This is a genomic window from Rothia nasisuis (assembly GCF_928381405.1).
Classification (GTDB): domain Bacteria; phylum Actinomycetota; class Actinomycetes; order Actinomycetales; family Micrococcaceae; genus Rothia; species Rothia nasisuis.
Genome location: NZ_CAKMSB010000067.1, coordinates 1 through 384, shown reverse-complemented (window position 1 = coordinate 384; position 384 = coordinate 1). Strand labels below are relative to the sequence as shown.

Sequence of the window (384 nt, the reverse complement as noted above, 5' to 3'; positions counted from 1 at the left end):
GCGCTGATCGCCACCACCGTGGTGGGCGGGGCGTCCTTCCTCACCACGCTCATCGGGGACGGCGACGCCTACGTGTGGCTGGTCAGCGCCTCCGGCCTGGCCGGGTTCATCGTGTGGATGGGCATCGCGTGGAGCCACTACCGCTTCCGGAAGGCCTACACCGTCCAGGGCCGCGACCTCGCCGACCTCCCCTACCGGACACGGTTCTTCCCGCTCGGGCCCATGGTGGCGCTCGCGCTGTGCGCCGTGGTGATCCTCGGGCAGAACTACCAGGCGTTCATCGGCGACATGGACCTGATGGCCGCCCTGACCGCCTACATCGGGCTGCCGCTGTTCCTCGCCCTGTGGCTCGGTCACAAGCTGGTCACCGGCTCGACGATGGTC

The 384-nt window shown here is 69.3% G+C and carries 1 pseudogene; it reads left to right on the top strand.

Annotation, left to right across the window (positions count from 1 at the left end):
* Window positions 1-384, top strand: a pseudogene (locus L6966_RS12055) (amino acid permease); the annotation flags it as partial.